Annotated in this window: 22 protein-coding genes; 6 read left to right on the top strand and 16 right to left on the bottom strand. The window is 68.0% G+C overall.

Translation table 11 applies throughout. The features are described from left to right. Nucleotides 1-28: 28 nt before the first annotated feature. From CVH10_RS05050 to CVH10_RS05030, 5 genes are all read right to left on the bottom strand, one after another. Nucleotides 29-349: an antibiotic biosynthesis monooxygenase gene (locus tag CVH10_RS05050; protein ID WP_106487972.1), complete on the bottom strand. Its 321-nt coding sequence runs from the start codon at nt 347-349 to the stop codon at nt 29-31. A gap of 20 nt (nt 350-369) precedes the next feature. Continuing rightward, nucleotides 370-852 (bottom strand): phosphohistidine phosphatase SixA, encoded by a 483-nt coding sequence (sixA, locus tag CVH10_RS05045; RefSeq protein ID WP_035593097.1) that lies wholly within the window; start codon nt 850-852, stop codon nt 370-372. Next, nucleotides 845-1,945, bottom strand: coding sequence for an NAD(P)H-dependent glycerol-3-phosphate dehydrogenase (locus tag CVH10_RS05040; RefSeq protein ID WP_052052348.1), 1,101 nt, complete (start codon nt 1,943-1,945; stop codon nt 845-847). Before CVH10_RS05040 ends, sixA begins: the two co-directional genes overlap by 8 nt. 106 nt (nt 1,946-2,051) lie before the next feature. Further along, nucleotides 2,052-3,494 (bottom strand): NAD(P)(+) transhydrogenase (Re/Si-specific) subunit beta, encoded by a 1,443-nt coding sequence (locus CVH10_RS05035; RefSeq protein ID WP_035593099.1) that lies wholly within the window; start codon nt 3,492-3,494, stop codon nt 2,052-2,054. Between the two features lie 16 nt (nt 3,495-3,510). Next, nucleotides 3,511-5,082 (bottom strand): Re/Si-specific NAD(P)(+) transhydrogenase subunit alpha, encoded by a 1,572-nt coding sequence (locus CVH10_RS05030; protein WP_035593101.1) that lies wholly within the window; start codon nt 5,080-5,082, stop codon nt 3,511-3,513. A 208-nt stretch (nt 5,083-5,290) separates the two neighbouring features. Here CVH10_RS05030 and CVH10_RS25570 point away from each other — a divergent pair, with 208 nt between their 5' ends. Next, on the top strand, nt 5,291-5,437 hold the full coding sequence (locus tag CVH10_RS25570) for a hypothetical protein (RefSeq protein WP_160174897.1): 147 nt from the start codon (nt 5,291-5,293) through the stop codon (nt 5,435-5,437). Here CVH10_RS25570 and htpG read toward each other — a convergent pair whose 3' ends face one another. Together htpG and CVH10_RS05020 are read right to left on the bottom strand one after the other, a co-directional pair. Continuing rightward, entirely contained in the window at nt 5,438-7,342 is a 1,905-nt protein-coding gene (gene htpG, locus CVH10_RS05025; RefSeq protein ID WP_106487971.1) for a molecular chaperone HtpG, read from the bottom strand. 87 nt (nt 7,343-7,429) lie between these two features. Then, nucleotides 7,430-7,747 (bottom strand): YkvA family protein, encoded by a 318-nt coding sequence (locus CVH10_RS05020; protein ID WP_106487970.1) that lies wholly within the window; start codon nt 7,745-7,747, stop codon nt 7,430-7,432. A 154-nt stretch (nt 7,748-7,901) separates the two neighbouring features. Here CVH10_RS05020 and CVH10_RS05015 point away from each other — a divergent pair, with 154 nt between their 5' ends. Next, nucleotides 7,902-9,854, top strand: coding sequence for a transglycosylase SLT domain-containing protein (locus CVH10_RS05015; RefSeq protein WP_106487969.1), 1,953 nt, complete (start codon nt 7,902-7,904; stop codon nt 9,852-9,854). Between the two features lie 138 nt (nt 9,855-9,992). Here the strand turns inward: CVH10_RS05015 and CVH10_RS05010 are convergent, their stop codons facing one another. Both CVH10_RS05010 and CVH10_RS05005 read right to left on the bottom strand, forming a co-directional pair. Continuing rightward, a complete protein-coding gene (locus CVH10_RS05010; protein WP_106487968.1) occupies nt 9,993-10,637 on the bottom strand; it encodes a LysE family translocator in 645 nt (214 codons plus the stop codon). Between the two features lie 10 nt (nt 10,638-10,647). Further along, entirely contained in the window at nt 10,648-11,073 is a 426-nt protein-coding gene (locus CVH10_RS05005) for a TM2 domain-containing protein (protein ID WP_035593112.1), read from the bottom strand. Nucleotides 11,074-11,367: 294 nt separating this feature from the next. Between CVH10_RS05005 and CVH10_RS05000 the strand changes: the two genes are divergently transcribed. Next, on the top strand, nt 11,368-11,574 hold the full coding sequence (locus CVH10_RS05000; RefSeq protein WP_016853765.1) for a cold-shock protein: 207 nt from the start codon (nt 11,368-11,370) through the stop codon (nt 11,572-11,574). Between the two features lie 97 nt (nt 11,575-11,671). On the opposite strand, the gene CVH10_RS04995 is transcribed toward CVH10_RS05000, so the two are convergent. The 3 genes from CVH10_RS04995 to yegS all read right to left on the bottom strand — a co-directional run bounded on the left by CVH10_RS04995 (nt 11,672) and on the right by yegS (nt 13,872). Then, entirely contained in the window at nt 11,672-12,379 is a 708-nt protein-coding gene (locus tag CVH10_RS04995) for a hypothetical protein (RefSeq protein WP_106487967.1), read from the bottom strand. A gap of 70 nt (nt 12,380-12,449) precedes the next feature. Continuing rightward, complete coding sequence (locus CVH10_RS04990) at nt 12,450-12,878, bottom strand: VOC family protein (protein WP_219924677.1); 429 nt, start codon at nt 12,876-12,878, stop codon at nt 12,450-12,452. Nucleotides 12,879-12,906: 28 nt separating this feature from the next. Further along, on the bottom strand, nt 12,907-13,872 hold the full coding sequence (gene yegS, locus CVH10_RS04985; protein WP_369335726.1) for a lipid kinase YegS: 966 nt from the start codon (nt 13,870-13,872) through the stop codon (nt 12,907-12,909). Between the two features lie 116 nt (nt 13,873-13,988). On the opposite strand from yegS, the gene CVH10_RS04980 reads away from it, so the two are divergent. Beyond that, on the top strand, nt 13,989-15,587 hold the full coding sequence (locus CVH10_RS04980) for a cation:proton antiporter family protein (protein ID WP_181244350.1): 1,599 nt from the start codon (nt 13,989-13,991) through the stop codon (nt 15,585-15,587). A gap of 79 nt (nt 15,588-15,666) precedes the next feature. After that, a complete protein-coding gene (locus CVH10_RS04975) occupies nt 15,667-15,954 on the top strand; it encodes a hypothetical protein (protein ID WP_035593119.1) in 288 nt (95 codons plus the stop codon). Between the two features lie 329 nt (nt 15,955-16,283). Here the strand turns inward: CVH10_RS04975 and pepN are convergent, their stop codons facing one another. The 4 genes from pepN to CVH10_RS04955 form a co-directional block, all read right to left on the bottom strand. Beyond that, nucleotides 16,284-18,914, bottom strand: coding sequence for an aminopeptidase N (gene pepN / locus CVH10_RS04970; protein ID WP_106487964.1), 2,631 nt, complete (start codon nt 18,912-18,914; stop codon nt 16,284-16,286). Between the two features lie 112 nt (nt 18,915-19,026). Further along, complete coding sequence (locus CVH10_RS04965; protein WP_035593123.1) at nt 19,027-19,404, bottom strand: YbaN family protein; 378 nt, start codon at nt 19,402-19,404, stop codon at nt 19,027-19,029. 122 nt (nt 19,405-19,526) lie between these two features. Then, on the bottom strand, nt 19,527-20,012 hold the full coding sequence (locus CVH10_RS04960) for a YajQ family cyclic di-GMP-binding protein (protein ID WP_035593125.1): 486 nt from the start codon (nt 20,010-20,012) through the stop codon (nt 19,527-19,529). Nucleotides 20,013-20,096: 84 nt separating this feature from the next. Then, nucleotides 20,097-20,573: a GNAT family N-acetyltransferase gene (locus CVH10_RS04955; RefSeq protein WP_046078170.1), complete on the bottom strand. Its 477-nt coding sequence runs from the start codon at nt 20,571-20,573 to the stop codon at nt 20,097-20,099. A 196-nt stretch (nt 20,574-20,769) separates the two neighbouring features. On the opposite strand from CVH10_RS04955, the gene cobO reads away from it, so the two are divergent. Then, complete coding sequence (gene cobO, locus CVH10_RS04950; protein ID WP_106487963.1) at nt 20,770-21,369, top strand: cob(I)yrinic acid a,c-diamide adenosyltransferase; 600 nt, start codon at nt 20,770-20,772, stop codon at nt 21,367-21,369. Nucleotides 21,370-21,385 lie beyond the last annotated feature (16 nt).

Below are 21,385 nucleotides of genomic sequence, written 5' to 3'. Positions count from 1 at the left end.
GTGATGCTGGCATGGCAGGCATCGCGGATCAGCGATAGGCGCCGGCCACGGTGCCTTCGACCACCGCGAACTGCTCGATGCCGCCGCCCTCGGCGGTGGCCTCCGCCGGCAGCGGATTGGCATGGGCGCGCTTGAAGTCGTCGCTGCCCACCCAGGCGCGGAAGGCCTCCTGGCTCTCCCACTCGGTCTCCACCACGTAGGGGGCCTGGTTGCCCTGGGGCCGCAGCACGCGCATGGCGACGAATCCCGGCTGCTTGTCGATCTCCCCGGCGCGGGCCCGGAAACGCGCCTCGAACGCGTCCTCGAAGCCCGGGTTCACGTGGATGCGGTTATTGACGATATAGCTCATGGTTTCAGCCCTTCCTTCACTCAGGCGATGTCGGCGGGTGACGTGAAACGGGCCAGTCGCGCGCAGCCGGCGGCCCGCACCTCGGCGTCGAGCTCGGCGACGGCGGCGGTGGGAAAGCCGAGACCGCGATCGCCGCGCCCCTCGACCAGCAGCCCCGTGAGCGCACCGACCAGCGGCATATGGCTGACCAGCATCAGCGGGCGGTCGTCGTCCTGCTCGAGCAGCCAGTCGACCACCGTCTGGGGCGGATCGTCCGGGGTGATGCAGGGCAGCGTCTCCACCGGCACGCCGAGGGCTTCGCCCACGCGCTCCGCGGTCTGCTGGGCGCGGCGATAGGGGCTTGCCACCAGCCGCAGGCGCGCGAGGTCGAGATCCGTTCGCCCCGCCAGCCAGGCGCCCATGCCCGCGGCCTCTTCCTGGCCGCGCACGGTCAGCTCGCGGGCCGCATCGGGGCTGCCCGGCGCCGCTTCGCCATGGCGCATGATCAACAACGGTTCAGCCATGCGGGCCTCCGGTGTCGCGATGGTCCTGCTGGACGTTCTCGCGCGAGAGCACGAACTCCACGTCGCTGCTCTGTTCGCCACGCATCAGCAGACGCGCCATCTCACGCGCGGGCACGCCCTCGAACAGCACCTGATAGAGCCCCTCGGCGATCGGCATGTAGACGCCCTCCTCGCGGGACTTGTCGCGCACCAGGCGCACGGTGTTGACGCCCTCGGCGACCTGGCCCAGCGCCTCGACGGCCTCGTCGAGGGTGCGCCCCTCGCCCAGCGCGAAGCCGACCCGGTAGTTGCGCGAACGGCTCGATGAGCAGGTGACGATCAGGTCACCGACCCCGGCCAGGCCGAGGAAGGTCATGGGATTGGCGCCCTGGGACACGGCGAAGCGGCTCATCTCGGCCAGCGCCCGGGTCATCAGCATGCTGCGGGTGTTCTCGCCCATGCCCAGCGCCGCGGCCATGCCGGCGGCGATGGCATAGACGTTCTTGAGCGCCCCGCCCAGCTCGACGCCGTAGCGGTCGTTGCTGGCATAGACGCGGAAATAGTCGCAACCCAGCGCCGTCTGCACCCGGGTGCGGGTCAGCGGGTCGTCGCTGGCGATCACCGTGGCGGTCAGCTGACGCTCGGCGACCTCGGTGGCCAGGTTGGGGCCGGAGAGCACGCCGATGTGCGCGAAGCCGGTCTCCTCCTCGAGCAGCTGGCTCATCAGCTTGAAGCCGTCTTCCTGGATGCCCTTGGTGGTGCTGACCAGTATCTGGGACGGCGTCAGCCAGGGCAGCGCCTGACGAACCACCTGGCGGAAGGCCTGGGACGGAATTGCCACCAGCACCAGGCCGGCGCCGGTCAGCACGTCCTCGAAGGCGTTCGAGGCCTTCACGGCGGGATTGATGGCATAGTCGGGCAGGTAGCGGCCGTTGCGATGCTCGCGGTTGATCTGCTCGACCAGCGCGGGGTCGCGCAGCCACTGGCGCACCTCGAAGCCGTTGTCGGCGGCGATGCTGGCGAGCGCGGTGCCGAAGCTGCCGCCCCCGAGCACCGCCACCCGCTGACTGCGATCATCGCTGCTGCGATCAGGATTGCTGCGATCGTCGGACATGGTCGCCCCGGGAGTGGAAATGGTCCGGCGATTGTAACGAAAAACGCCCCCAGTGGGGGCGTCCTGACGGCTGGTGTCGGGCCGCCGGAGCGGCCCGCAGGGCGGATCAATCGATCAGCGGCACCAGGGTGTCGATGCTCGAACGGGCATCGCCGTAGAGCATCCGGGTGTTCTCCTTGAAGAACAGCGGGTTCTCGATGCCGGAGTAGCCGGTGCCCTGGCCACGCTTGCAGACGAACACGTTCTTGGCTTCCCAGACCTTCAACACCGGCATGCCGGCGATCGGGCTGTTGGGGTCTTCCTGGGCGGCCGGATTGACGATGTCGTTGGAGCCGATGACGATCACCACGTCGGTGCTGGCAAAATCGTCGTTGATCTCGTCCATCTCGAGCACGATGTCGTAGGGCACCTTGGCCTCGGCCAGCAGCACGTTCATGTGCCCCGGCAGGCGGCCGGCGACCGGGTGGATGCCGAAACGCACTTCCTTGCCGGCACTGCGCAGCTTGCGGGTCAGCTCGCTGACCGCGTTCTGCGCCTGGGCCACCGCCATGCCGTAGCCCGGCACGATGACCACGCTGTCGGCGTCGTTCAGCGCGCTGGCCACGCCGGCAGTGTCGATGGCGACCTGCTCGCCCTCGATCTCCGCCGCCGGCCCCTGGCTGCCGCCGAAGCCGCCCAGGATCACGTTGACGAAGTTGCGATTCATCGCCTTGCACATGATGTAGGAGAGGATCGCACCGGAGGAGCCCACCAGGGCACCGGTGACGATCAGCAGGTCATTGGACAGCGTGAAGCCGATGGCCGCCGCGGCCCAGCCGGAGTAGCTGTTCAGCATCGACACCACCACCGGCATGTCGGCGCCGCCGATGCCCATGATCAGGTGCCAGCCGATGAAGAACGCCAGCAGGGCCAGCAGCAGCAGGGTCCAGACGCCCGCCCCGTTGAGGTAGAGCACCGCCAGCCCCACGGAGGCCGCCGCGGCGGCGGCGTTCAGCAGGTGGCCGCCGGGCAGCTGCTTCGGCTTGCCGTCGACCTTGCCGGCCAGCTTGCCGAAGGCGATCACCGAGCCGGTGAAGGTCACCGCGCCGATGAACACGCCGAGCACCACTTCGATCTGCAGGAAGGTGAGCTCCGCCGGGGTCTTGTGCGCCACCAGGGCGGCGAAGGCCGAGAAGCCCTCGGTACCTTCCCCGGCCAGCTGACTGGCCAGCACGCGGCGGCGCTCCAGGTCGGCGTTGAGGCCGACGAACACCGCGGCCAGGCCGACGAAGCTGTGCAGGGCCGCGACCAGCTGCGGCATCTCGGTCATCTCGACCTTCTTCGCCAGATAGGCACCGATGACGGCGCCGATGGCCATCATCGGCAGCATCCACCAGTAGCCGCCGATGCCCGGCCCGAGGCCGGTGAAGAAGACGGCCACGCCCATGCCGATGATGCCGTACCAGACGGCGCGCTTGGCCTTCTCCTGGTTGCTCAACCCCCCCAGCGAGAGGATGAACAGTACGCTTGCCGCGATCGAGGCGGCGGATACGAATCCTTGACTCAACATCTCTTGATCTCCGGCCTCAGGACTTCTGGAACATGGCGAGCATCCGGCGCGTGACCTGGAAGCCCCCCACGATGTTGATGGTGGCGATCAGCACCGAGATGCCGGCGAGCAGGCTCACCAGGGCACTGCCGGAGCCGATCTGCAACACCGCGCCGAGCACGATGATGCCGGAGATGGCGTTGGTCACGGCCATCAGCGGGGTGTGCAGCGAGTGGCTGACGCCCCAGATCACCTGGAAGCCCACGAAGCAGGCCAGGGCGAAGACGATGAAGTGCGACATGAACGACGCCGGAGCCACCTGGCCGAGCAGCAGCATCAGCGCACCGCCCACGCCCAGCAGCGTCGCCTGACGCTTGGTCTGGGAGACGAAGGCGGCGTGTTCGGCGGCCTTCTTCTCCTCCGGCGTCGGCTCTGGCTCCTTCGGCTTCGGCTTGGCCGCGGCGATCGCCTGCACCTTGGGCGGGGGCGGCGGGAAGGTGATATCACCTTCATAGGCCACCGTGGCGCCGCGGATGACGTCGTCGTCCATGTTGTGATCGATGACGCCATCCTTCTCCGGCGTCAGGTCGGTCAGCATGTGGCGGATGTTGGTGGCGTAGAGCAGCGAGGCCTGGGTCGCCATGCGCGACGGGAAGTCGGTGTAGCCGACCACGATCACGCCGTTGTCGGTGACGACGCGCTCGTCGGGCACGGTCAGGTCGCAGTTGCCGCCCTTCTCGGCGGCCAGGTCGACGATCACCGAGCCCGGCTTCATGGCCTTGACCATGTCCTCGAGCCACAGCTTGGGCGCCGGGCGGCCGGGGATCAGCGCGGTGGTGATGACGATGTCGACGTCCGGGGCCTGCTCGCGGAACAGCGCCAGCTGCTTCTCGCGGAACTCGGGGCTGGAGGGCGCCGCATAGCCGCCGCTGCCCGAGCCGTCCTGGCTGTCCTCGAAGTCGAGGAACAGGAACTCGGCACCCATGGACTCGATCTGCTCGGCCACCTCGGGGCGCACGTCGAATGCGCGCACCACCGCGCCCAGGCTGGTCGCGGTGCCGATGGCGGCGAGGCCCGCGACGCCGGCGCCGACGATCAGCACCTTGGCCGGCGGCACCTTGCCCGCGGCGGTCACCTGGCCGGTGAAGAAGCGCCCGAACTGGTTGCCCGCCTCGATCACCGCGCGATAGCCGGCGATGTTGGCGGTGGAGGACAGGGCGTCCATCTTTTGGGCCCGCGAGATGCGCGGCACCATGTCCATGGCAATGACGTTGGCGCCGGTGTCGCGGCAGCGCTCGAGCAGCGGCTCGTTCTGGGCCGGCCAGAAGAACGAGATCAGGGTCTTGCCCTTGCCCAGGTAGCCGACCTCTTCCTCGACGGGCTCGCGGACCTTGACCACCACCTCGGCGGCGTTCCACAGGGCCTCGGCCCCGTCGACGACGGTGACGCCGACCGAACGGTAGGCGTCGTCATCGAAACCGGCGGCCGCACCGGCGCCGGCTTCGATCAGGCATTCGTGTCCCAGCTTCTGGATCTGTTGCGCGCTTTCCGGGGTCAGCGCAACACGCGCCTCCCCGGAGGCATGCTCCTTGGGTGCACCAATCTTCACGTTGGATCTCCCGTTTTGGCGTTATTGAAACTTTCGAAACACCGCAGTCTTGCCTAGGCATGCGGGAATCTCAACCCGCATGACGGCCATGACAGCGTCGCTGTCGGAAACGATATGTCCTTGAAAACCCGTCGATCCAATTGACGTGGACGTCAAGGTCAAGCAACGGGGCGCGAGGCCACGGCGCCTGTCATCGAGCGCTCCGCTCATGTCCGTGGTGGACGGCATCGGGGAAGACTGGAAGGAAAAAAGAGAGAAAAAGGAAAAAAAGCACGAAACGAAACGCGCCGATCACCTCGCGGAGATCGGCGCGTCCGGCATGCCGCCCTTCAGGGCGACGACAATGGCACCGTGATCAGGCGCCGAGCAGCGCGTTCAGGCGCTTGACGTAGGCCGCCGGGTCGTCGAGATGACCGCCCTCGGCGATGATCGCCTGGTCGAGCAGGATCCGCGACAGATCGGCGAAGCCATCCCCCTCGGCGCTCTCGAGGCGCGCCACCAGGGCGTGCTCGGGGTTGAGCTCGAGGATCGGCTTGACCTCGGGCAGCGGCTGGCCGGCGGCTTCCATGATGCGGCGCATCTGGTAGCCCATCTCGTGCTCCGGCAGCACCACGCAGGCCGGAGAGTCGGTCAGGCGATGGGTCACCTTGACCTCCTGGACCTCGTCACCGAGCGCTTCCTTGACGCGCTTGACCAGCTCTTCCTTGGCCTTGGCGGTCTCTTCCTGGGCCTTCTTCTCGTCCTCGTCCTCGACCTCGCCGAGGTCCAGGTCGCCCTTGGCCACGTCGACGAACGGCTTGCCCTCGAACTCGGTGAGGTGGCTCATCAGCCACTCGTCGATGCGGTCGTGGAGCAGCAGGACCTCGATGCCCTTCTTGCGGAAGATCTCCAGGTGCGGGCTGTTCTTGGTCGCGTTGAAGCCGTCGGCGACGATGTAGTAGATCTTCTCCTGACCTTCCTTCATGCGCCCGATGTAGTCGGCCAGCGACTGGTCCTGGGTGGCGCTGTCGGTATGGGTGCTGGAGAAGCGCAGCAGGCCGGCGATCTTCTCGCGGTTGGCGTGATCCTCCGCCGGGCCTTCCTTGAGCACGCTGCCGAAGGTGTTCCAGAAGGTCTGGTAGGCCTCGGGATCCTTGGCCAGCTTCTTGAGCATGTCGAGGGAGCGCTTGGTCAGCGCGCTCTTGATCTTCTCGACCTGCGGGTCCTGCTGCAGCAGCTCGCGAGACACGTTGAGCGACAGGTCGCGGGTGTCCAGCACGCCCTTGATGAAGCGCAGGTAGAGCGGCAGGAACTGCTCGGCGTCGTCCATGATGAAGACGCGCTGCACGTAGAGCTTCACGCCGCGGGCGCCGTCGCGCTCGTAGAGATCGAACGGGGCGCGACCCGGCACGTACAGCAGGCTGGTGTACTCGAGCTTGCCCTCGACCTTGTTGTGGCTCCAGGTCAGCGGATCGCTGAAGTCGTGGGCCACGTGCTTGTAGAAGGCCTTGTACTCGTCGTCGGTAAGCTCGCTCTTGGGGCGCACCCACAGCGCGGTGGCCTCGTTCACGGTCTCCCAGCTGACGGTCTCGCTGCCCTCGATCTCGTTGCCGTCCTCGTCGCGGGCGGTCTCGGTCTTGGGCATGCGCACCGGCACCTCGATGTGGTCGGAGTACTTGCGCACCAGGTTCTGCAGGCGGAAGTCGTCGGCGAACTCGCCGGCGTCTTCCTTGAGGTGCAGCACGATCTCGGTGCCATGGGCCTGGCGCTCGATGTCGGCGACGCTGAACTCACCCTCGCCCTTGGAGTGCCACTCGACGCCCTCGCCCTGGTCGGTGCCCGCCTTGCGGGTGCGTACCGTAACCTCGTCGGCGACGATGAAGCCGGAATAGAAGCCGACGCCGAACTGGCCGATCAGGCGGGCGTCCTTCTGCTGTTCGCCGGAGAGCTGCTTGAGGAACTCGGCGGTGCCGCTGCGGGCGATGGTGCCGAGGTTCTCGATCACCTCGTCGCGATTCATGCCGATGCCGTTGTCGCGCACGGTCACGGTGCCCGCCTCGGCGTCGTGCTCGATCTCGATGCGCAGCTCGCTGTCGCCCTCGAAGATGGCATCGTTGTCCAGCGCCGCATAGCGCAGCTTGTCGCAGGCGTCGGCGGCGTTGGAGATCAGCTCGCGCAGGAAGATTTCCCTGTTGGAATACAGGGAGTGAATCATCAGGTGCAGCAGTTGCTTGACCTCGGTCTGGAAGCCGAGGGTCTCTTCACGAGTAGCAGTGGTCATCTCTTGCGGACCCTTTGTCGACGGTTCGGCGGTGGCGAGGCCACCCGTTGCTTGGATACCGTCGATATGGGGACCGGCGAAGGTTTTTCAACCGTCTGTCTCGCGCCAGGCGCGATAGCCCTCCAGTGCACGGTCGACCCGGGTCAGCAGCCAGCCGACGATCATCGCGTCATCGACCAGCCCCACCACCAGCAGCACGTCCGGAATCAGGTCCAGCGGCGAGATCAGATAGACCAGGGCGACCAGCATCCACAGCAGCGCCGACCAGGGCACCGGTCGATAGCGTCCGCGCACCACGTCGGCCAGCATCGGCGGAAACCAGCGCAGGGCGCGGCGCATGCGCAGGAAGACGCCGGCGCGGCGCTTGATGCGCGTGAGCGGCGAGGAACCATCGGGGCGGGCCATGAGCGCTCTCCTTGCCGAGTGTCGGATTCACCGCTACAGAATGAGGAGAGTGTCGGCGGAATGCCAGCCGTCGGCCCCGAGCGACACTACTCAAGCGCCGCGCCATGGGCGACCATGGGAGCCCGCTCCACGCACCCCCTCGAGAGGCGACACGATGCCCAGCACCCCGTTCCGCATCCCCTGGAAGCCCCTGCTGACCGCCGCCCTGCTGTGCCTGCCGGCCACCGGCCAGGCCCAGTCCGGCGACGGCGCCATGCGCGATGCCCTCCAGGCCGCGCGGGCCAAGGACTGGTCCGCCATCGACCGGGCCGCCATCGCCGATCACGCGCTGGCCGGCTACGTCGACTATCACCGCCTCAAGGCGCGGCTGCCCGGCGCCTCGCCGAGCGAGGTCAACGCCTTCATCGACGCCAACGCCGATTCCCCGCTGGCCGGCTGGATGCGCGGTCAGGCCATTTCGGCCTACGGCGAGGCCGGCCGCTACCGCGACCTGCTGGCGGTGGCCGATGGCGAGCCCCGCGGCACCGCGCGCCAGTGCCACTATTATGCCGCTCTGCTCGGCAACGATCCGGCCACCGCCGCCGAGGGCGGCCGCGAGCTGTGGCGGGCCGGCCACTCGCAGCCGGACGCCTGCGACCCGCTGTTCAACACCCTGCGCGCCCGCGGCGAGATCGGCCCGGAGCAGGTCTGGGAGCGTCTCACCCTGGCCTGGCAGGCCGGCGAGACCGGCATGGTCGGCTACCTCGGCCGCCAGCTCGGCGACGACTGGGCCGGCGCCCGGGCCGCCCTGGAACGCCTCGACGACGACATCGCCGCGATCACCCGGGTGCCGAGCTGCATCGGACCGGACTGCCGCGGCAGCGGGGCGCTGTTCGCCGCGGCCATGCACGACTACACCCGCGCCGACACCCAGGCGGCGCTGGCGGCCTGGCGCCGGCTGTCGCCACAGCTGGCCATCGACGAGGCCCATCGCCACGAGATCGAGCATGATCTGGCCTTCTATTCGCTGGTGCGCGACGTCTCGCCCAACCGCGACTGGGTCGACGGCGTGCTGCCGCGCCTCGACGACACCGACCTCACCGTGCTGCGCATCCGCGTCGCCCTGGCCGACCGCGACTGGGCCGACGTGCTGGCCTGGGCCGATCGTCTGCCCGCCGAAGAGGCCAGCGAGGCCCGCTGGCAGTACTGGCAGGCCCGCGCCCTGGAACAGCTCGGCGACGACGCCGGCGCGAATGCGGCCTACGCCCGTGCCGCCGAGCAGCGCAGCTTCTACGGCTTCGCCGCCGCCGATCATCTTGGCCAGCCCTACGCCCTGAACCGGGCCGACATCTCGGTCGACGAGACCCGCCGCCGGGACATCGCCGCCCTGCCGGCGGTCCAGCGCACCGAGGCGCTGCTGCGCATCGGCGAGCCGGGCCTGGCCAGCAGCGAGTGGTATGCCGCCGCGGCCCGCGTCTCCTCCGACCGGGCCATGGCGATGGCCGACTACGCGACGCGCCGCGACTGGCCCGCCCGGCTGGTCCAGACCACCATCGCCGCCCGGCTGTGGGACGCCCTGGAATGGCGCTTCCCCGAGGCCTATCGCGATGACTTCCTGCAGTGGGGCCGGCGCCACGACGTCGACCCCTATCTGCTGATGGGCATCGCCCGGCGCGAGAGCGCCTACAATCCGGAGGCCCTGTCGCCGGTCGGCGCCCGCGGCCTGATGCAGCTGATGCCGGGCACCGCCACCCAGGTCAGCCGCCAGCTCGGCATGGCCGATCCGGGCCGCTACGGCGTCCTCGAGCCCTCGGTCAACATCCGCCTCGGCAGCGCCTACATCGGCGAGATGATGGACCGCTATCGCGGCAACCGCCTGGCCGCCACCGCCGCCTACAACGCCGGCCCCGGCCGGGTCGACCGCTGGCTGCGCGATGCCCCGCAGCAGTTCGACCTGTTCGTCGAGTCGATCCCCTTCCGCGAGACGCGCCGCTACGTGCAGGCGGTGATGGCCTACCGGGTGATCTTCGAGAGCCTGGCCAATGGCGGCGACACTCGCGGCGTGGCGATGCTGACGCCGGCGGAGCGCCAGGGCGACTACAACGGCTCGCTGCTGGCACGCCGCTGACCTTCGTGCCCTGCCCCAGCCGTAGAGTAGAAAAGTAGAAAAGAAGAAGGCCCGCCGAATGGCGGGCCTTCTCTATATATGGGCTGGATACCGGACCGGTGAATCAGCGCCCCGCGCTGGGCCGGGCCAAGGTCAGCGCTATGTCGGCGCCCGGGTCAGCGCCAGCTTGGCACCGAAGGCCACCAGCACACCGCCGGTGAGGCCGTTGAGCCAGCGCGAGAGCACGGGACTCGCCAGCCAGCGGCCGGCCCGGCCGACCAGCAGCACCACGGCGATCTGCCAGACGTTGGCGATCACGAAGTGCACGCCGGCCAGCCACAGCGACTTGGCCAGGGCCGGATCGCCCGGGGAAATGAACTGGGGCAGGAAGGCCATGTAGAAGACCACCGTCTTGGGATTGAGCACGTTCGACAGCAACCCCTCCCGCAGCGGCCGCCACACGGATACCCGGCGGCGCTGGCCGTCCACCGCCGCCACGGGCAGCCCCTGGCCGCGGCGCGCCTCGCGGAGGCTGGCGATCCCCAGCCAGATCAGATAGGCGGCACCGGCCAGCTTGAGCGCGGAGAAGGCCCACGCCGACTGCAGCAGGATCAGCGAGATCCCCAGCGCCGAGACGGTGGCATGCACGAACAGTCCGGCGCAGATCGCCAGGCTGGTCAGCACCCCGTCCCGGGTGCCGCCGCGGGCGGTATTGCGGATCACCAGCAGGGTGTCCACGCCGGGCGTGATGCTGAGCAGGGTGATGGCCACCAGGAAAGGCCAGAACTGGGCGTCGATCCACATGACAGGCGCCTCAGCCACCGAACACGCCGCGCTTGGCGTGGCGCATGGAGATCTGGTCGTTGAGCGTCCAGAAGTCGTAGAGCACGCCCAGGCCGAACAGCCCCAGGGTGCACAGGTAGATCACTCCGGTGACCCACTTGCCCAGATAGAAGCGGTGCACGCCGAAGGCGCCGAGGAAGGTCAGCAGCAGCCAGGCCAGGGTGTAGTTGGTGGGACCGGCCTGGAAGCGCAGGTCGGCCTGCCGATCCATGGCCGGGATCAGGAACAGATCGATCAGCCAGCCGATACCGAGCAGGCCAAGGGTGAAGAACCAGATCGTGCCGGTGACCGGCTTGCCGTAGTAGAAGCGGTGTGCGCCGAGGAAGCCGAAGAGCCACAGCAGATAGCCGATGGCCTTGCTGTGGGTATCCTGAGAGGCGATGCGAGTGTGTTCCATGGAAAAGTCTCGTCGATGCCCTGGAGGTCGCTGGACGCCCGGGGGCTGAGTGGCTACATTGACCTAGCGGGCGGAGGCACCAGTTTCACTGCGGCACGTTGTTGACGCAACCCTGGCGCTGATGCACTATCCGCTGCGTAGGTTAGCAAGTAGAAAGTCGTCAGTTGTACTTCGATTCCTTCGATGCACCCGGTGCGCACTTCTTCTTTGTCTGCCCACGCAAGACGGGCTCGTGCCGTGTGATACGGCCAATACGACCCAGCATCAATATTTAGTTTGTTAAGGAAATCGACAATGGCAACTGGCACTGTCAAGTGGTTCAACGACACCAAGGGCTACGGCTTCATCTCTCCGGAAGACGGCGGTGATGACCTGTTCGTCCACTTCTCCGAAATTCAGGCTGAAGGCTTCAAGTCCCTGCAGGACGGCCAGAAGGTCTCCTTCGAAGTGACTCAGGGCAAGAAAGGCCTCCAGGCCTCCAACGTTCGCGTCGCCGAGTAAACTCGACCGACAGGACGATCGACCGCCGGCCATGCCGGCGGTTCGAGAAGAAAAAGGCCCGCCGTCCGGCGGGCCTTTTTCGTGGTCGCTCGAGTCGTCAGGGCGAGGCCGAATCGCCACCGCTCGCCTCGTCATCGAGCGAGTCGCCACTATCCGGCGGGGTCTCCGTGGCCTCGCGAATCTCGCTCGGCACGCCCTGCTCGGCCTGCTCGAACTGTTCGTCGATCTTGCGGCGAGCCTCCTCGAAGCGGCGCTCGGTCTCCTCGAGGATCGCCTCGACCTCGGGATCGGAGGTCGGCGCAATGCCGTCCGTCGCCATGGGCTCGGGGTCGAGGGCATCGTCCAGCTGACTCGCGTCCGTGGCGTCCATTTCCGGCAGCGACGCCTCGTCGGGCGTCTGCCGCGAGACTTCCTCGTACTGGCTGTCGATATTCTGCTTGGCTTCCTCGAAGCGACGCTCGGTGTCCTTCAGGATCTGCTCGACCTCGGCCTCGGTTTCCTGCTCGGAAGGCGGCGCCATCTCCCCCGAGGGCACGCTGGCCGGCTCGGCTTCCTCGGCCGTGGCATCCGGCATCACGGCCTCGCCCTCGACGGACGCTTCGGCGTCGGACGCCGCGTCGGCGCCATCGTCCCGGTCCGGCGCCGCCGTGACAGCCTCCTGGGAGGCACTCCCCTCCTCGACGGCAGGCGCAGTGTTCGTGGCATCGCCGGCGGGCGCGGTCTCGTCGCTCGGTTCGCCCTCGTCGTTGCCGCAGCCTGCCAGGGCGATCGCGACCGCCAGAACGAGCGGTTTCCAGGGGGTCATGGCCTTCCTTCTCTTCGATGGGTGTCGAACGTCATTGCACCAAAGGGCGACGGGCACCGCAAGGCAGGCCTCAGCGCGCGAACAGCTGCCCGGCGATGTCGCGGAAGGCCTTGAATTCGATGGCGTTGCCGCTGGGGTCGCGGAAGAACATGGTGGCCTGCTCGCCCGGCTCACCGGCGAAGCGCACATAGGGCTCGATCTCGAAGCGGATGCCGGCATCGGTCAGCCGGTCGACCAGCGCCTCCCAGTCGGCCATCTCCAGCACCACGCCGAAGTGCGGCACCGGCACACCGTGCCCGTCGACCGGGTTGCGATGGGTTTCCCGGGGCGACTCGCCGAGGGCGGGGTCGAGATGGCAGACGAACTGGTGACCGTAGAGATCGAAGTCGATCCAGGTATCGCTGCTGCGCCCTTCGGGGCAGCCCAGCAGCTCGCCGTAGAAGCGCCGCGCCTCGGCCAGGTCGCGGACCGGCACGGCGAGATGGAACGGGGTCAACATGTGCACGTCTCCTTGAGCCAGGATGGCCTCATGATGCCGCGCCCGAGGCCGGCTGGCCAGTCGCTTCCTTCGACAGCAGCGGGCAGTCGTCCGGCAACGCCAGCGACAGCGCGTGCGGCTCGACCTCGACCCGGAAGGCCCGGCGGTGGCAGGGTTCGCCGTCCAGGGTCAGCGGCAGGTCGGTGTCCGCCTCGACGCTGAGCCAGGTGGTACGGAAGGTCTCGACGAAGGTGCCCTCCCCCGGGCGACGCTGAAGCTCGCGACGCATCCGCACCATGTCGCCAAGCGAGGCGAAGTCGCGCAGGATCAGCACGTCGAGCTGACCGTCATCGATGCGGGCCGCCGGCGTCAGGTGCTGACCGCCACCGGAGCGGGTGCCGTTGCCGAGCGCCAGCACGAACAGCGACGCCTCGCGCTCGCCCTCCGCCCAGCGCAGCTGGACCGGATAGGGACGATACTGCCAGGCCTTCAGTGCTCCGATCAGGGAATAGGCCCCGCCGCCGAGCAGTCGCTTGAGGCTCTTGGGCGTCGAGGAGGTGATCTCGGCGCCGAAGCCGCCGGTGGCCATGTTGAGGAAGTAACGTCCGTCGAGCGCCGGCACGTCGACCGGCCGCAACGGCAGCGACAGCGCCGCCTTCAGCGCGGCCAAGGGGTCCTGGGCAAGGCCCAGGGCACCGGCCAGGTCATTGGCGCTGCCCAGCGGCAGCAGGCCGAGCCCCGGGCGGTCCTCTGCCGGCAGGCGCATCAGGCCGTTGACCGCTTCGTTGATCGTGCCGTCGCCACCGCCGACGATCACCCGCCGAAGGCCGTCACGCCCGGCCTGCTCCGCCATGCGCGCGGCGTCCCCGGCCTCCCAGGTGACCCGCACCGCGAGCTCGGCGCCGGCCTCGCGGCAGGCGCTCACCGCCTGGCGCACCGCCGGCAGTTGCGCCGACTTGCCGTTGAGGATCAGCATTGCCATGGTCTCGCGTTCCTTGTCCTTGATCGTCGTCATGGCCGATTCACGGCCGGCCGGCATGCTCGATGGATGAATCCCATTCACTCTATGACTTCCTTACACTGTCTGTCTTCTCGCATCGTTTATCGACCACCGCGACATAGGGAGTTGTCATGATCGCACCCGCCTTCCTCCTGGCGGCCTTCCTTGGCGGCCTCGCCGCCATGTGCCTGCGCCTTCCGCCCCTGGTAGGCTTCCTGGCCGGCGGCTTCGTGCTCAACGCCCTGGGCTTCACCTCCACCCCGCTGCTCGAGGTGGTGGCCGATGTCGGCGTCACGCTGCTGCTGTTCAGCATCGGCCTGAAGCTCGACATCCGCACCCTGCTGCGCCGCGACGTCTGGGGTGGCGCCACCCTGCACATGCTGCTCTCCAGCCTGGCGCTGGTGGCGCTGCTCGGGCTGTTGAAATGGCTCAGCCTGCCGCTGCTGGCCGAGGCCGGCTGGTCGACCCTGGCCCTGCTGGGCTTCGCGCTGTCGTTCTCCAGCACGGTGTTCGTGGTCAAGGTGCTGGAGAAGCGCAGTGAGAGTCAGACCGCCTACGGCCGCCTGGCCATCGGCGTGCTGATCATGCAGGACATCTTCGCCGTGGTCTTCCTCACCGCCTCCACCGGCGCCCTGCCGAGCCCCTGGGCGCTGGGCCTGCTGCTGCTGATTCCCCTGGCCCCGGCGCTGCGCGCCCTGCTTGACCGCCTGGGCCACGGCGAGATGCAGATGCTGTTCGGCATGCTGCTGGCGCTGGTGATGGGCTATGCGCTGTTCTCGGCAGTGGGGCTCAAGGGCGACCTGGGCGCGCTGGTCATCGGCCTGCTGCTGGCGCCTCACCCGGCCGCACAGGCCCTGGCACGCTCGATGTTCAGCCTCAAGGAGCTGCTACTGGTAGGCTTCTTCCTGAGCCTGGGCCTGACCGCCATGCCCAGCTGGGAGCTGCTCGGCACCGCACTGCTGCTGGTGCTGGCCCTGCCGCTCAAGGGCCTGCTCTACCAGCTGGTGTTCATGCGTTTCCGCATGCGCCACCGTACCTCGGTGCTGTCCGCCCTGAGCCTGACCAACTATTCGGAGTTCGGCCTGATCGTCGGGGCGCTCGCCACCGCCGAGGGCTGGCTGCCGGAACGCTTCCTGGTGGTGCTGTCGCTGGCGGTGGCACTGAGCTTCGCCGCCTCGGCGGTGGTCAACGGCTTCGGCGAGCGTTTCTATCGCTGGCTGGAGCCGCGCCTGCCCGAGATCGACGAACGGGACCTCACCCCCAGCGACCGCCCCATCGAGGTCGGCGACGCCGAGGCCGTGGTGCTGGGCATGGGCCGCATCGGCAAGGGCGTCTACCGTCGCCTGCAGAAGGAGTACGGCCTGCAGGTGCTGGGCATCGACAGCAACCCCAAGAGCATCGAGCGGCTCACCGCCATGGGCTTCAACGCCCTGGAAGGCGACGCCGTGGACTCGGAGTTCTGGGACAAGCTGCTGATGTCCTCCGAGGTGCGCCTGGTGGTGCTGGCCATGCCTCACCATGCCGGTAACCTGGCCGCCCTGAAACAACTGCGCTCGCGCCACTTCCCCGGGCGCATCACCGCGGTGGTGGAATATCCCGAGGAGATCGAGCCGATCCGCGAGCTCGGCGCCAGCGCGGTCTTCCACGTCTACGACGAGGCCGGCCGCGCGCTGGCCGACAGCGCCGCCGAGGAGGCCGGGCTCAGCTCGCGCACCAGTCAGCTGGGCTGACGGCCACCACGCCCGCCCCGGCGGGCGTGGTACCCTATGGCGCCGTCCCCGACGCCCTTCGTCTCGAGATCTCCCGCGCATGAACGATTTCTTTACCGCGATCGGCCAGTTCATCGGCCACGTCATCCGCTTCATCGTCGATGCGCTCAGCGCCGGCCTGAACGGCCTGGACGACGCCGCCAGCAGCCTGATCGGCGGCATCGCCGGGGGCCTCGGCATTCCCGCCAACCTGCTCAGCCTGCTGGTACTGGTGCTCGGCCTGTGGCTGCTGTGGAAGGCCTTCTCGGCCCTGCGCCGGCGAGCCGTGGTCGCCACCCTGATCTGGGTGATCCTCGGCATCAGCGTGCTGAGCTGGCTGATCAACTAGCTGGGCGGTGGCTGAGCGGCTGCGCTCGCGACGCACAGCCTACACGCCCAGTTCAGTTCTTGCTGATGAAACAAAGACGCCGCCCTTCCGGGCGGCGTCTTTCTGTCTGTCATCTAAACAATCACGAAAAGAGAAGATTGCGTCACGAGCGACGAGAGGCTGGCTGCCGCCGGAGCGGAGCTACCGGAGTGTAGCCTGCTACGAGGATAGCGACGGTCCGACGCTTCGGCACCGCCGGCAGCCAGGATCGCTAGGTTGGTTCCCTACGAACCAACGCACTTCCCACATCCTTGTGGGTCGTCGAGCGCAGTAGTCAATCTTCCTTTTCGTCAGGCGAGGGCTTTCTCGATCACCTCATACACGTTCGGCGAGAGTTTTTCTTCGCGGATGCGCTCGAGCTCGCCCTTCATGAGTTCCTGGCGGGTCTCGTCGAAGCGGCGCCAGCGGGTCAGCGGGGTCACCAGCCGCGAGGCGATCTCGGGGTTCAGGCGGTTGAGCTCGATGACCACGTCGGCCAGCAGCCGGTAGCCCTCGCCGTCGAGGCGGTGGAAGTTGACCCGGTTCTGGGCGAAGGCGCCGATCAGCGCGCGGACCTTGTTGGGGTTGGTCAGCGAGAAGGCCGGGTGGTCCATCAGGAACTTGACCCGCTCCAGGGCATCGGACTGCGGGCGGGACACCTGGACGCTGAACCACTGGTCCATGACCAGCGGGTCGTGGGCCCACTTCTCGCCGAAGGTGCGCAGCGCCGGGTCGGCCAGTTCGTCGCGGCTGGAATGCACCAGCAGCGTCAGGGCGGCGCGCACGTCGGTCATGTTGTGGTCGGCCTCGAACTGGCGGCGGGCCAGCTCGATGCCCTCCTCGTCCTCGATGCTGACCAGGTACGACAGTGCCACGTTCTTGAGGCTGCGCGCGGCGATCTGCTCGGGCTCCGGTGCATAGGGGGCGTCGCCGACGTTCTCCTGATAGACGCGCAGGAAGTCGTCGCGCAGGGCCATCGCCAGCGACTGCTTCACGAACTGGCGGGCGGCGTGGATGGCGTCCACGTCGACCAGCGGCTGCTGCTCGGCGATATAGGCCTCGGAGGGCAGCGTGAGCATCTCGGCCAGCACCGCCTTGTCGTCGGTCTCGCGCTTGAGCAGCTCACGGAAGGCCTCCACCACCCGCGGGTCCATGACCTTCTCGACGCCGTTGCGATGCGCGGCGATCAGGTCGTCCAGCGCCAGCAGCGCCAGGCGCTGGCCGGCGTCCCAGCGATTGAAGCCGTCGCTGTCATGGGTCTGCAGGAAGGCCAGGTCCTCGCGCGAGTAAGGGAAATTGAGCTTGACCGGCGCCGAGAAGCCGCGCGCCAGCGACGGCACCGGGGCCTCCTCCACGTCGGTGAAGACGAACTCCTGCTCCTCCTCGCGCAGGTGGATCACCCCGTCGGTGCCGAGCGGCTCGCCGTCCAGGGTCAGGCGCAGGTCGCGGCCGCTCTTGGTGCCGACCAGGCCCAGGCGGATCGGGATATGCTGCGGCGCCTTGTCGGGCTGCCCTGGCGTGGCCGGGGTGCGCTGGCGCAGCAGCAGCCGATAGGCGCCGTTGGCATAGTCGTATTCGCCGTGGGCGTCGATCTCAGGGGTGCCGGCCTGGGAGTACCAGCGCATGAACTGGTCGAGGTCCTGACCGGACGCCTCGGCCATGCAGGCCACGAAGTCCTCGATGGTCACCGCCTGCCCGTCGAAGCGCGAGAAGTACAGGTCGCTGCCGCGGCGGAAGGCCTCCCAGCCCACCAGGTTGCGCAACATGCGCACGATCTCGGCGCCCTTCTCGTAGATGGTCAGGGTGTAGAAGTTGCCGATCTCGATGTAGTGGTCCGGCCGCACGGGGTGGGCGGTGGGGCCGGCATCCTCGGCGAACTGGGCGGTGCGGAAGAAGGACACGTCCTCGATGCGCTTCACCGGCGCGGAGTTGGTGTCGGCACTGAAGGTCTGGTCGCGGAAGACGGTGAAGCCCTCCTTCAGCGACAGCTGGAACCAGTCGCGGCAGGTAACGCGGTTGCCGGACCAGTTGTGGAAGTACTCGTGGGCGACGATGCCCTCGACGCGCTGGAAGGCGGCATCGGTAGCGGTGTGCGGATGGGTCAGCACCGCCGCCGAGTTGAAGATGTTGAGCCCCTTGTTCTCCATGGCGCCCATGTTGAAGTCGTTGACCGCCACGATCATGAACAGGTCGAGGTCGTACTCGCGGCCATAGGTCTCCTCGTCCCAGCGCATGGCGCGCTTGAGCGAGGCCATGGCGTGATCGGTCTTGCCGAGGTTCTCCTCTTCGACCCAGATCTGCAGCGTCACCTCGCGGCCGCTCATGGTGGTGAAGCGATCCTCGACCTTCTCGAGATCGCCGGCCACCAGCGCGAACAGGTAGCAGGGCTTGGGATGCGGATCTTCCCAGGTCACGAAGTGGCGGCCGTTCGGCAGCTCGCCACGCTCCACCGGGTTGCCGTTGGAGAGCAGCACCGGCTCGCGGTCGAGGCGGCCGATCACGGTGGTGGAGAAGGTCGCCATGACGTCGGGACGATCCGGGTAAAAGGTGATCCGCCGGAAGCCCTCGGCCTCGCACTGGGTGCAGAACATGCCGCCGGACTGGTAGAGGCCCTCCAGGGCGGTATTGGCCTCGGGGGCGATCTCGACCTCGGTGTCCAGCAGGAAACGTTCCGGCGCCCGCTCGATGCGCAGGCCGCTCTCGGTCAGCGCATACTCGTCGTCGCCCAGCGGCTGGCCGTCGATGGCGATGGCCTTCAGTGCCAGCTGCTCGCCGTCGAGCTCCAGCGGCTCGCCGGCCTCGCGCTCCGGGTGGCGCTCCACGTGCAGGCGCGCCTTCACCCGGGTGGCCGAGGGATCGAGGTCGAAGGTCAGCTCGGTGTGGGTGACGCGGTAGGCGGGGGGACGATAATCGCTGAGATGGATCGGCTGGGGTTCGGACATCGAGGATGGCTCCTGTGAAGGTTGCCGGCCATTGTACGGCCCTCTCTGCCTCGACCTCAAAGTGCCGTCGTCAACTCCGCTACGGGGTACGGCGATACCGCCCGAGGGACACTCAGGAGTCGACGACCGGCTCCGGGCGGGTCAGGATCCAGCCGGCGAGCCCGGCCAGACCGAGGATCAGCACCAGCTTCAGCCACAGCGCGCCGATCACCAGGGCCAGCACCACCATCGAGAACAGCAGCATGCCTCCGGCCAGCCACTTGGCATGGCGGGGGATCGCCCGCTCGGATTCCCAGGCCACGATGGTGGGGCCGAAGCGCGGGTGCGCACGAATCCAGCCGGCGAAGCGCGGCGAGCCCCGGGAGGCTGCCCACACCGCCACCAGCATGAAGCAGGTGGTGGGCATCAGCGGCAGGAAGGCGCCGATCACGCCCAGGGCGAAGCTGGTCCCGGCGAGGATCAGGTAGAAGATGCGGCGCGCTTGGGACATCGAGCGCTCACTCCTTTGGCGACAGGCACGTCTCTATTGAAGCCCAAGCCACCCCCCGCTGCCAATCGCCATCGCCAATGAGGATGACGGCCCGGGGCTATGGCCGCGTGTCGATGACGGGCTCAGTCGCGGAAGTTGTCGAACTGCAGCGCCAGGTCGGGACCGTCCTCGCCCTTCAGCAGGGCCATGACCTGCTGCAGGTCGTCGCGCTTCTTGCCGGTGACGCGCACCTTCTCGCCCTGAATCTGGGCCTGGACCTTGAGCTTGGTGTCCTTGATGCGCTTGACGATGTCCTTGGCCTCCTTCTGCTCCAGGCCCTGCTTGAGGCGCACCGCCTGCCGGGCGCGAACGCCGGAGAGTTCGGGGTCGTCGATCTCCAGGCAGCGCGGATCGATGCCACGGCCGATCAGCTTGTTGCGCAGCATGTCGAGCATCTGGCGCAGCTGGAAGTCGACCTCGGCCTCGAGGGTGACGGTCTCGCCCTCGAGCGCGAAGGAGGCCGTCACGCCCTTGAAGTCGAAGCGGCTCTGCAGCTCGCGGTTGGCCTGGTCGACGGCGTTGCTCGCCTCGTGCTTGTCGAATTCGGAGACGATATCGAAGGAGGGCATGGCGGATTCCCGATGATGAACGATGGCGCCATTCTAAGCGCGACGGGCCACGGCGCCTAGCCGGCCGCACCTGGCCGGCCGCACCTAGCCGGCCTGGGCCTCGGGGCCGGCGAACAGCGCCTTGCTCATCCGCCAGGCCGCACAGCCGTCCTCGTAATAGTCGGCCATCCAGTCGCTCGGCACGAAGCCCGAGCCCCGATAGAGCGTCAGCGCCGCCTGATTGTCGACGCGCACCTCGAGCACCAGCCAGTCGCAGCCCTGCTCCCAGGCCATGCCCTCGAGCCGCTCGAGCATGCGGCGCCCCAGGCCGCCGCCGCGGGCCTGGGGATGCACGCAGAACGAATAGAGCCGGGTCTGCTCGCTGCCCAGGCGAAACAGCAGGGTGCCGTAGCCGAGCAGCGCGCCGTCCTCGTCCACGGCCAAAAGCGTCAGGGCATGGGCCCGGTTGAGCAGGTGCCAGAGCTGGCGGCGCGTGAAGCGGTCGCCGCTGAAGGCCAGTTGCTCGAGGGCGTAGAGCGCGTCGAGATCGCGAGCGGTCGCGGTACGCAGGATCGCAGACATGACAGGGCTTCCAGGGTCACTCCCTGCGGATTCTGACGTCGTCGGATGACGCTGTCTTTGGCGACAGCGATGAAATCTTTTCAGTCTGCGACCGCACCATGCCGCACTCGACTCATCCCTCTGTGGCCGGCGGCTGACGCCGCTCGCCGCCTGGGGTAGGCTGCCTGCCCGACCCACGACACGAACAGGAGCCGAGATGAGCGAACGTGACGAGCGCCACCGCAAGGCCATGCAGACCCTCAAGTCCCGCGTCGACGAGAAGGTCGCCGCCGCCGACGAGCGCCGCGGCCAGCTGCTGGTGTTCACCGGCAACGGCAAGGGCAAGACCACCGCCGCCTGGGGCACCGTCACTCGCGCGCTGGGCTACGGCTATCGCGTCGGCGTGGTGCAGTTCATCAAGGGCCAGTGGGAATGCGGCGAACGCAACCGGCTCGAGGACGATCGCCACCTCGAGGTGGCGATCATGGCCACCGGGTTCACCTGGGAGACCCAGAACCGCGAGAGCGATACCCAGGCCTGCCGCGAGGTATGGGCCGAGGCGGCGCGAATGCTCGCCGATCCCGAGGTCTACCTGGTGGTGCTCGACGAGATCACCTACATGCTCAAGTTCGGCTACCTGGACATCGCCACGGTCAGGCAGGCACTGGAGAACCGTCCCGTCGAGCAGACGGTGATCGTCACCGGGCGCAACGCCCACCGCGAGCTTCAGGCCATGGCCGACACCATCACCGAGATGACGGAGGTGCGCCACGCCTTCAATGCGGGCCTGGAGGCACGACGCGGCATCGATTACTAACGACTCGCCGGGGCCC

It is taken from the genome of Halomonas sp. ND22Bw, from assembly GCF_003011945.1.
Taxonomy (GTDB): domain Bacteria; phylum Pseudomonadota; class Gammaproteobacteria; order Pseudomonadales; family Halomonadaceae; genus Halomonas; species Halomonas halophila.
This window is presented reverse-complemented; position numbering and strand designations above follow the sequence as displayed.

Bases quoted from the DNA above. Each gene is read 5' to 3' on its own strand.
- CVH10_RS05050 (WP_106487972.1), bottom strand. From the start codon at position 349: ATGAGCTATATCGTCAATAACCGCATCCACGTGAACCCGGGCTTCGAG.
- sixA (WP_035593097.1), bottom strand. From the start codon at position 852: ATGGCTGAACCGTTGTTGATCATGCGCCATGGCGAAGCGGCGCCGGGC.
- CVH10_RS05040 (WP_052052348.1), bottom strand. From the start codon at position 1,945: ATGTCCGACGATCGCAGCAATCCTGATCGCAGCAGCGATGATCGCAGT.
- CVH10_RS05035 (WP_035593099.1), bottom strand. From the start codon at position 3,494: ATGTTGAGTCAAGGATTCGTATCCGCCGCCTCGATCGCGGCAAGCGTA.
- CVH10_RS25570 (WP_160174897.1), top strand. From the start codon at position 5,291: ATGTCCGTGGTGGACGGCATCGGGGAAGACTGGAAGGAAAAAAGAGAG.
- htpG (WP_106487971.1), bottom strand. From the start codon at position 7,342: ATGACCACTGCTACTCGTGAAGAGACCCTCGGCTTCCAGACCGAGGTC.
- CVH10_RS05020 (WP_106487970.1), bottom strand. From the start codon at position 7,747: ATGGCCCGCCCCGATGGTTCCTCGCCGCTCACGCGCATCAAGCGCCGC.
- CVH10_RS05015 (WP_106487969.1), top strand. From the start codon at position 7,902: ATGCCCAGCACCCCGTTCCGCATCCCCTGGAAGCCCCTGCTGACCGCC.
- CVH10_RS05010 (WP_106487968.1), bottom strand. From the start codon at position 10,637: ATGTGGATCGACGCCCAGTTCTGGCCTTTCCTGGTGGCCATCACCCTG.
- CVH10_RS05005 (WP_035593112.1), bottom strand. From the start codon at position 11,073: ATGGAACACACTCGCATCGCCTCTCAGGATACCCACAGCAAGGCCATC.
- CVH10_RS05000 (WP_016853765.1), top strand. From the start codon at position 11,368: ATGGCAACTGGCACTGTCAAGTGGTTCAACGACACCAAGGGCTACGGC.
- CVH10_RS04995 (WP_106487967.1), bottom strand. From the start codon at position 12,379: ATGACCCCCTGGAAACCGCTCGTTCTGGCGGTCGCGATCGCCCTGGCA.
- CVH10_RS04990 (WP_219924677.1), bottom strand. From the start codon at position 12,878: ATGTTGACCCCGTTCCATCTCGCCGTGCCGGTCCGCGACCTGGCCGAG.
- yegS (WP_369335726.1), bottom strand. From the start codon at position 13,872: ATGACGACGATCAAGGACAAGGAACGCGAGACCATGGCAATGCTGATC.
- CVH10_RS04980 (WP_181244350.1), top strand. From the start codon at position 13,989: ATGATCGCACCCGCCTTCCTCCTGGCGGCCTTCCTTGGCGGCCTCGCC.
- CVH10_RS04975 (WP_035593119.1), top strand. From the start codon at position 15,667: ATGAACGATTTCTTTACCGCGATCGGCCAGTTCATCGGCCACGTCATC.
- pepN (WP_106487964.1), bottom strand. From the start codon at position 18,914: ATGTCCGAACCCCAGCCGATCCATCTCAGCGATTATCGTCCCCCCGCC.
- CVH10_RS04965 (WP_035593123.1), bottom strand. From the start codon at position 19,404: ATGTCCCAAGCGCGCCGCATCTTCTACCTGATCCTCGCCGGGACCAGC.
- CVH10_RS04960 (WP_035593125.1), bottom strand. From the start codon at position 20,012: ATGCCCTCCTTCGATATCGTCTCCGAATTCGACAAGCACGAGGCGAGC.
- CVH10_RS04955 (WP_046078170.1), bottom strand. From the start codon at position 20,573: ATGTCTGCGATCCTGCGTACCGCGACCGCTCGCGATCTCGACGCGCTC.
- cobO (WP_106487963.1), top strand. From the start codon at position 20,770: ATGAGCGAACGTGACGAGCGCCACCGCAAGGCCATGCAGACCCTCAAG.